8 protein-coding genes and 3 pseudogenes are annotated in these 7,688 nt (G+C 45.8%); 4 read left to right on the top strand and 7 right to left on the bottom strand.

The features are described 5' to 3' along the window. Together BLV54_RS15790 and BLV54_RS16255 are read right to left on the bottom strand one after the other, a co-directional pair. Window positions 1-115, bottom strand: a pseudogene (locus BLV54_RS15790) (IS5/IS1182 family transposase); the annotation flags it as partial. Between the two features lie 69 nt (window positions 116-184). Then, window positions 185-421: a hypothetical protein gene (locus tag BLV54_RS16255; RefSeq protein ID WP_090572231.1), complete on the bottom strand. Its 237-nt coding sequence runs from the start codon at window positions 419-421 to the stop codon at window positions 185-187. Between the two features lie 189 nt (window positions 422-610). Between BLV54_RS16255 and BLV54_RS14005 the strand changes: the two are divergent. Further along, window positions 611-901: pseudogene (locus BLV54_RS14005) on the top strand (heavy metal-binding domain-containing protein). Between the two features lie 52 nt (window positions 902-953). Here BLV54_RS14005 and BLV54_RS16250 read toward each other — a convergent pair. Both BLV54_RS16250 and BLV54_RS17025 read right to left on the bottom strand, forming a co-directional pair. Next, window positions 954-1,094 (bottom strand): hypothetical protein, encoded by a 141-nt coding sequence (locus tag BLV54_RS16250; protein ID WP_176969788.1) that lies wholly within the window; start codon window positions 1,092-1,094, stop codon window positions 954-956. Between the two features lie 89 nt (window positions 1,095-1,183). After that, window positions 1,184-1,399: pseudogene (locus BLV54_RS17025) on the bottom strand (transposase); the annotation flags it as partial. A gap of 264 nt (window positions 1,400-1,663) precedes the next feature. On the opposite strand from BLV54_RS17025, the gene BLV54_RS13990 reads away from it, so the two are divergent. Together BLV54_RS13990 and aroG are read left to right on the top strand one after the other, a co-directional pair. After that, window positions 1,664-2,374 (top strand): DUF3313 domain-containing protein, encoded by a 711-nt coding sequence (locus tag BLV54_RS13990; protein ID WP_090572230.1) that lies wholly within the window; start codon window positions 1,664-1,666, stop codon window positions 2,372-2,374. A 619-nt stretch (window positions 2,375-2,993) separates the two neighbouring features. After that, window positions 2,994-4,055, top strand: a complete 1,062-nt coding sequence (gene aroG, locus BLV54_RS13980) for a 3-deoxy-7-phosphoheptulonate synthase AroG (RefSeq protein ID WP_090572233.1) — start codon at window positions 2,994-2,996, stop codon at window positions 4,053-4,055. A 48-nt stretch (window positions 4,056-4,103) separates the two neighbouring features. Here the strand turns inward: aroG and BLV54_RS13975 are convergent, their stop codons facing one another. Together BLV54_RS13975 and BLV54_RS13970 are read right to left on the bottom strand one after the other, a co-directional pair. Continuing rightward, window positions 4,104-5,360 (bottom strand): ABC transporter permease, encoded by a 1,257-nt coding sequence (locus BLV54_RS13975; protein ID WP_090572228.1) that lies wholly within the window; start codon window positions 5,358-5,360, stop codon window positions 4,104-4,106. Beyond that, window positions 5,350-5,991 carry an ABC transporter ATP-binding protein gene (locus BLV54_RS13970; protein ID WP_090572227.1) on the bottom strand — a complete coding sequence of 214 codons (642 nt, stop codon included), beginning with the start codon at window positions 5,989-5,991 and terminating at the stop codon, window positions 5,350-5,352. Before BLV54_RS13970 ends, BLV54_RS13975 begins: the two co-directional genes overlap by 11 nt. Before the next feature lie 184 nt (window positions 5,992-6,175). Here BLV54_RS13970 and BLV54_RS13965 point away from each other — a divergent pair, with 184 nt between their 5' ends. After that, the gene (locus BLV54_RS13965; RefSeq protein ID WP_090572232.1) at window positions 6,176-6,817 is read left to right on the top strand and encodes a DUF3299 domain-containing protein; all 642 of its coding nucleotides are present in this window, start codon (window positions 6,176-6,178) and stop codon (window positions 6,815-6,817) included. A 12-nt stretch (window positions 6,818-6,829) separates the two neighbouring features. On the opposite strand, the gene BLV54_RS13960 is transcribed toward BLV54_RS13965, so the two are convergent. Further along, on the bottom strand, window positions 6,830-7,396 hold the full coding sequence (locus BLV54_RS13960) for a DUF2796 domain-containing protein (protein WP_090572226.1): 567 nt from the start codon (window positions 7,394-7,396) through the stop codon (window positions 6,830-6,832). Window positions 7,397-7,688 lie beyond the last annotated feature (292 nt).

Below are 7,688 nucleotides of genomic sequence, written 5' to 3'. Positions count from 1 at the left end.
GGTATAGCATACCTTCTACTGTCATGCGCAAATTGCGCTTGTTATAAATCGCTTCTTGAAGCAGAATTTTCTCCAGCTTCGACCAGAGCTCATCGTTGAGCATCAATCGGGGCATCGCAAACTCGTTTTATTGGTAGTGTGAGAACCTCTCAATATTACGAGTTTGCTTCTATTTATGAAATACTTATCTCAAAACGTCAACAGACCCTAGTAACACCAATTTCATTAAGCTAGTTTTTATCTGCATTATTTTTTCACGTGACAGGTAGAGATAGGTTGGTTGTTGGACAGCAAGGGTGATTAAAACATCAATGTCGTTTACTTTGTCTTGTGATAGTGAGGTGAAATCTAAATCTTTTGATATATTGCTATGATATTTCCAGTAATTGTTTCTCTTTTTAAAATTAGGTTGCCCAGTCATTTACTGCTGGATGAATTTAATATGTTGGAGGGGGTAACTTACTTTTCTATTGTCCAAGCTGGTGTGATACAAAATAAAAAGCATTATCTATATTGAGTTTCAGGATGTTTTTTATATTTTGCATTGATATTTTAATCGCGAATCAGCAGGAAGAAATATTCATAGACTAAACTTCATTGAAGATGAATCATGTTACTCACAACTATTCCCAATCTCGATGGTAAGCGCATAACGAAATACTGCGCTATCGTTGCTGGTGAAGCGGTGTTGGGTGCCAATGTTTTGAAGGATCTGCTCTGGAACTTATGAGAAAGAGCTCTTCAGCGCGTTCGCGATATTGTATGGGAAGAACTGCGGGAACGTGCCCAAGAACTTGTTGTCAACGCAGTGATTAGAATCGACATCGATTACGAGGTGCTCGGTAAGGAAAATGGCATGCTGATGGAGTCAGAGAGCGGCACTGCTATTTACGTTGATTAAATATGATCGGGCATGAGTAAAAGATACCCCTCTGCTTTTCCACTTATGTCTTTTACTCTCGACGTGTATCAGTCCGCCAGAAGGCATTGAGCCTGTCGATAATTTTCAGCTCGACCGTTACCTGGGAAAATGGTACGAGATTGCCTAGCTTGATCATTCCTTCGAGCGTGGCTCGAGCGATGTGTCTGCTCATTACTGACCGCTGCCGGATGGCAATGTAAGAGTATCGACCGGGATATGATGTCAGTAAAGGCACGTGGCGCGAGGCAACCGGTCCAGCTCCCCTTCCGCTCCAGCTAGCGCAGAGAATATCTTTTCCCAGACGCCGCGCTCGGCCCATCTGACAAAGCGGTTATAGAGTGTTTTCTTCGGACCGTATTCTCACGGAGCATCCACCTATCTGCCGCCGCTTTTCAAAACATGCATGATCCCGCTCAAAACCCGCTGATCGTCAACATGCTTCAATCCACGCGTGTTCTGCGGTAATAGCGGTTCTATCCGTGACTATTGTTCATCCGTAAACTAGAATAATCCTTTCATGATCTAACCCTCCTTTCAGAGCATTGAATCATACTTGTCTCCCGATGGGAATCTTAAAATTATTCGTAGTTAAAGAGTCCGGATCCTAAGTACAGGGTACCGTGTGCTCAATGATTGTGCGGTTTCTGAATCAGATTGCTTTGCCTGTATAAGCAGTATAGGATTAACTAGTGTCGGAAGATAAACTCTTGTGCGAAGTGTTTATTAAGGAGACTGCGAATCATGATTATACAACGGCTGATATTGATTGGTATATGTGTAGTAATGTTCACAGCGTGTGCCACCACCGAACGGGCTGGAGGATATGGAAAAGCTGAGCCATCCGGTTTTTTAGAGGACTACTCCATGCTCCGTCCCGCAGCGAACGAAACTGAGGCGTCGCTGGTTTATTTAACACCGGATAAAACCAAGTTCAAATCCTACACGAAAATCTTGCTGGAGCGTGTGCAGGTCTGGCGTGGAGAAAAATCGAGCGCCAAGAATATCGATATGGAAGATGCAAACCATTTATCGCAATTTCTCTGGTCTCGCGTCGATGAAGAATTGCGCAAGGACTATACCATGGTCCAGCAAGCTGGCCCTGGAGTCGTAAGGATTCGCATCGGCATCACGGAAGCTGGGAAAGGTGTACCCGTACTGGATAACCTTACGGCTATGCATCCAGGTTCCCTCATCGTGTCCAAAGGAAAGAAAGCGCTCAGTGGAACGGAAAGCTTAGTCGGCAAAGCCTCCATCGAAATGGAAGCAACAGATAGCCAAACTGGCGAATTACTGGCTGCTGGCGTTGATCGCCGTGGAGGAGGCAAATACGCCTGGAAATCACTGAGCCAGTGGGAAGATGTCGAGCAAGCTTTCACTTATTGGGCGAAGAAAATCCGATGGCGTGCTTGCGAAATGCGCGGCGATGCCATGTGTGAGAAGCCTGAGGATTAACAATGTGCTGCTGCTATCCAGGCAGTAAACCTTAGGAGAATTTTGATACGCCATATGTTCAAAACTTATGAATCACGCGCAACTCCGGGATGAAGCTTGATGAATTAAAAGCAAATAGATGCGATTTGTGAGAGCTGATTGAAAATGTAAAAACTAGCAGCCTTGCCGGGCTATTGCAGCCGGTGGGGCTTTTGTTTTGCCATTGCTTCCCTTGCAGCCATTGCCTAACCCAACTTTAGTGTCCAGTAGATAGCGGCCCGTTCCGGCTTGAACCAGGTGATAAGTATAATAGCATTTCACGCTGAAGTTGCTACGGATTTGGGTGCATCGGACATACATAACATAAATGTGGTTATCGGGTAGTGGTTTGACCGTCTTGATATCCCAATACATCTCATCCCTCACAAAGGAGCAATTTCATAAGTCCAATGCTGTACGGTCGAGGTTCCTCCTCTCCCGACCTGCTTTGCTTTTTACCATAAATTTCTCTCCTAAACTGGCAAAATGTAAGTTCCGACTAGGTTAAAATAGTATTTGTGCTTTTCTGCAAGCTTTCGTATTGCCTGTGGAAAAATGAATCTTTGGGCCGGATCGTATGCAATTAAACAAAGGAACCATTATGAAATTTCAGACCGATGATATACGCATTATCGGCATGCATGAACTTACCCCACCGGTGGAATTACACCGTGAATACCCTATAACGGAAGTTGCAACAGAAACAGTCTATGCCGCACGGCAGGCCATTCACCGTATTTTGCATGGTGAAGAGGATCGCTTGCTAGTGGTGACAGGTCCTTGCTCCATTCATGATGTGGATGCAGCGCTGGAATATGCAGCCCGTTTGAAGCATTTGCGCGAGGTGTTCAAGGATCAGTTGCACATCATCATGCGAGTGTATTTCGAAAAGCCACGGACAACCGTCGGCTGGAAAGGTTTGATCAACGACCCTGACCTGGATAACAGCTTCCACATCAATAAGGGTTTGCGCATAGCGCGTAAGCTACTACTGGATTTGAATAATCTGGGAATGCCTACGGCAACGGAATATCTTGACTTGATCAGTCCGCAATATCTGGCAGATTTGGTTAGCTGGGCTGCGATTGGCGCACGTACCACCGAGAGTCAGGCGCACCGTGAACTAGCTTCCGGTGTTTCCTGTCCCATTGGTTTCAAGAATGGCACCTATGGTAATTTAAATATCGCTATCGATGCGATTGGCGCGGCTTCTCGTCCGCATCATTTTCTTTCGGTTACCAAAGAGGGACGTACCGCCATTTTTGCGACCAAAGGAAATGAAGATTGTCATATCATCCTGCGTGGCGGGCGCAAACCTAACTACGATGCAGTCAGTGTAGCTTCGGCCATTGAAGATTTATCCAAAGCTAAGCTGCCACCTTACCTGATGATCGATTTCAGTCATGCCAATAGCCATAAAGACTACCGGCGCCAATCGGAAGTGGGAGCCAATGTAGCCGAACAGATTACGGGCGGAAATAAAGCCATCTGTGGCGTGATGATCGAAAGTCATCTGGTCGAAGGCAATCAGAAAGCGGATGGCAAGAAACGCGAAGAATTGGTTTACGGACAAAGCATTACTGATGGCTGCATCAGCTTCGAGACTACCGAGCAGGTATTGCATTTGTTGGCTGAGGCAGTGGAAAAGCGTAGAACACATTAAAAATTTACTCTATTCCCTCATTTTCTTGTGTGAGCTAAATGACCTCATTCAACTCCTCACAGCAAGACCATGGTGCAGGGACAGGCGGTAGGCACTGAGTGCGGGAATGAGTCCGAGCAGCAAGGTGCCCATAACGATGATTCCTAAAATACCGAGCGTCTCACGGTTGAGAACAAAGTGATTAATAAAGATTCCATAATTTTCTGCGAGCAACGGCTGAGCAAAGAAAATCCCTATCACTAGCGCAAAAATTGCGACAATTATTCCGCTTAAGGAAATCAGCAGGACTTCGGTTTGAATGATCAGAAACACGAAAAAGGGGCTGGCGCCGATGGCGCGCATGACCGCAATCTCGCGCTGCCTTTCGCGTATCGAGGAAAGCAGCATGGTGCTTAATCCCAACAACGATGAAAATAAAACCAGGATAGAGATCAATCTGAGGGTGTTTTCCATCATATTCATCATTTGCCACAGTTCGGTGAGCGCAATGCCCGGTAAAATGGCGAGCAGCGGTTCTTTTTGATAGTGATTGACTTGTCGTTGGACATGAAACGTGGTCATTTTTGATTTAAGCCCCACCATGAAAGCCGTGATACTTTTGGGAGTCAGGTCGAATTTTTCTATGTCATGATCTGAAATCTGCTTGCCTGGGATTTTTACGCCCTCTTTCCAGTTTAGATGGATTGCTTCCATTCCTTGCAGGCTGATGTACAGAGCTTGATCGACAGGTGTCCCAGTCGGCCGCAAAATACCTGTTACGCGAAAAGGTTTGTCATTATGCACACTGAAACTGGCCTGTCCGAGGCCATGGGCTAGGACAATACTCTCATTCAGACAATAACCAAGTTTTCTGGCGACTTCGGCGCCGATCACTACATCGAATAACTGCACAAAGGGGCCGCCCTGCGCAAAGGATAGCGATGTATTCTGACCAAAGCGGAAGTGTCTAAAGTAGTCTTGTGTTGTGCCCATTACCCGGTAGCCACGATGGGAATCACCCAATGAGATTGGAATCGTCCAGGCAATTTTGGGATCGGTTGCGAGCTCACGATAGCTTTCCCATGAGATGTTATTTGTGGCATTGCCCATGCGAAAAACAGAGTACAGCAGTAGGTTTAGCTGGCCGGTACGGGCACCTATGATCAGATCCATACCCGATACCGTTTTGCTGAAACTTTCTTTTGCTTCGTGGCGGATATGCTCTACCCCGAGCAAAACAAAGGTGCTGATTGCTACCGAAATCAACGTGAGTAACACGGTATATTTGCGATTGAGCAGGCTATGCCAGGCGACGTTAACAAACATACTTGCTGCCTCCTGCCAGATTGATCTCTGCCAAGTTAACGACATGATGAAAATGAGAGGTCAAAGCCGTGTCATGACTGACAAAAATTAACGTATTACCCTGGGTTTGGCTGATTTGCAAAAGCACCTTCATAAAAGCATCCCGTGTATCGCTATCCAATGCGGAAGTCGGTTCATCAACAATCAAAATCTCCGGAGCATTGATCAGTGCCCGCGCAATCGCAACACGCTGTTGCTGGCCTACGCTGAGATTGCTTGCTTTTTTTGTGATCAATGCCTTATCCAGCCCCAGCGCCTCAAAAAGTTGCTTCGCGGTCAACTCAAGACCGGTCTTCCCCTTGCTGCCGAAATGGGTTGCAAGCCGAATGTTATCCAGTGTGGTCAAATAATGAATGAGATTGAATTGCTGGAACACGATGCCAATATGCGCTGCTCTGAAACGATCTCGTTTACGGGCAGATAATGCCCCTAGGTTTTGGCCAAGGATTTCTATGCTGCCTTTATTGGCAACCAAGATGCCAGCCAGCAAATTGAGCAAAGTCGATTTTCCCGAACCCGAGGGCCCTTTGAGAAATACACGCTCTCCTCTGGCAATATGCCATTCAGGGATATCCAGAACAGCGGATTGCATTTTTCCAGGATAGGAAAAATGCAAGTCCTTGACTTTTATTATTGGAGACACTGGATCTGAAGCCAGTGTTGTAGAATTCTCCGGAGAGTCTGAGTGCAAGAAAGTCTCCTTGTCAGTTTTACTCTTGGTCTAATGTACTATACTGTAGCATGACTTTAATTTCATGGTATCTGCCCTGCTTATTATGAAACCCAGTTTCCTGATCAACAAACCAACTAAATTCATCAGCCTTCTGGCTGTACTGCTCATCGCCTGCTCTCAGAGTGAGCCTGATGTCAGTTCAGGTGCGATATCAGGTAATCAAACGCTCGCTAAACAAGAGGCGTTTAAAGACGCGCCTTATAAAACCATCCAGTGGACTGATCTGATGCCACAGGATGATCTCGATGCCTTGTTGAATCCACCGGCTTATCTTGATGAGATAGAAGATGGTTCTGAGGAAGATATGTTAAGCAATCAATTCATGCTGGCGATGGCTCAAGCCAGTGATGATCGATACATGCAAGCACTTTCATCCACACGGATCAAACCAGAATTTGATAATGAAAGGATAAGATTACCTGGTTTTATCGTACCGCTGGAGTTCGGTGAGAAGCAGACTGTCACCCACTTCTTTTTAGTGCCATTTTTTGGCGCGTGTATTCATGTTCCCCCTCCACCACCTAATCAAATTGTCTATGGGATCTTTGATAAGGGTTTAAAGCTTGAGGCTTTGCATGAGCCAGTCTGGGTGACGGGTATTTTGAAAACAACGCTGACTGAGAACCATGTCGCCACATCTGCTTATACGATGGAAGTGGCCGAAGTGGAAATATATTCTGAATAAGCTGGTAGCTGTTTAGTTAATGCTTAGCGTGGGGTTACTTGCTGTCAAGGAAGCAGTACCCTGCTTATCCTGGAAAATCCATTGCGCTTTGATTTCCTGGAGACCTGGGAAAAGCGAAAAGAGCTGCTTTATCGAAATGGACACTGGGTCTTTAGCTTGCTCGCACTGGAAGATATAGCTGGCATGGAAATCAGCATGATCATGATATGTTTCATGGTGGTGATGCTGATGATTTTTGTTCTCATGTTTATTAATATAAGGCACTTCAATTTCCACATTTTCTAATGAACATTGTGTAGTTGAAAAATGAAACAGACGATCCGCAGATACCAGCATTTGTTTTGCCTTTAATACTGCTGCTGTTTGCGTATCATTGGTGGGGGCATGCTCAAATCCGACCAGGTTGATTGCAGGCGATTCGAGCTCAATGGATAAAGTATTTTCATCGAGTACTATGTAAAGTGCAGCTTCACCATGCACATGCGCACCATGTGAGGAATGGCCCTCTGATGAAAAAACAGGGACGTTGCTCCCCGCTAAGATCAATAGCCAACCGATCAAGAATTGTTTGTGTATCATGACTCTCCTTCTGAACACATCTTTTCAGTATGGAAACTTGCTCATTATTCTAGTAGATCGTTTCAGTAAAATATTTCAAATACACCCGTTCGGCCTGAGCCCGTCGAAGGCCAGTGCTAGCAGGCTGCCGCTTCGACTCGCCTGGATGCAGCACGGTTTACATTATGCCCTCAATGCGTCAGATGGTGTTTCGTTAGTAGAACTCATTTCATAAATCGCAGCAGTCTGCGCATCAGGATCATCGAGAAGGCGAGATGAACGAAGGCTGTGAAACGCTCATGACAGCGATCCC

It is taken from the genome of Nitrosomonas sp. Nm33 (genome assembly GCF_900107265.1).
GTDB lineage: Bacteria > Pseudomonadota > Gammaproteobacteria > Burkholderiales > Nitrosomonadaceae > Nitrosomonas.
The sequence above is the reverse complement of the archived record's forward strand: the minus strand, read 5'-3'. Positions and strand labels throughout refer to the sequence as shown.

Bases quoted from the DNA above. Each gene is read 5' to 3' on its own strand.
- BLV54_RS16255 (WP_090572231.1), bottom strand. From the start codon at position 421: ATGACTGGGCAACCTAATTTTAAAAAGAGAAACAATTACTGGAAATAT.
- BLV54_RS16250 (WP_176969788.1), bottom strand. From the start codon at position 1,094: ATGAGCAGACACATCGCTCGAGCCACGCTCGAAGGAATGATCAAGCTA.
- BLV54_RS13990 (WP_090572230.1), top strand. From the start codon at position 1,664: ATGATTATACAACGGCTGATATTGATTGGTATATGTGTAGTAATGTTC.
- aroG (WP_090572233.1), top strand. From the start codon at position 2,994: ATGAAATTTCAGACCGATGATATACGCATTATCGGCATGCATGAACTT.
- BLV54_RS13975 (WP_090572228.1), bottom strand. From the start codon at position 5,360: ATGTTTGTTAACGTCGCCTGGCATAGCCTGCTCAATCGCAAATATACC.
- BLV54_RS13970 (WP_090572227.1), bottom strand. From the start codon at position 5,991: ATGCAATCCGCTGTTCTGGATATCCCTGAATGGCATATTGCCAGAGGA.
- BLV54_RS13965 (WP_090572232.1), top strand. From the start codon at position 6,176: ATGAAACCCAGTTTCCTGATCAACAAACCAACTAAATTCATCAGCCTT.
- BLV54_RS13960 (WP_090572226.1), bottom strand. From the start codon at position 7,396: ATGATACACAAACAATTCTTGATCGGTTGGCTATTGATCTTAGCGGGG.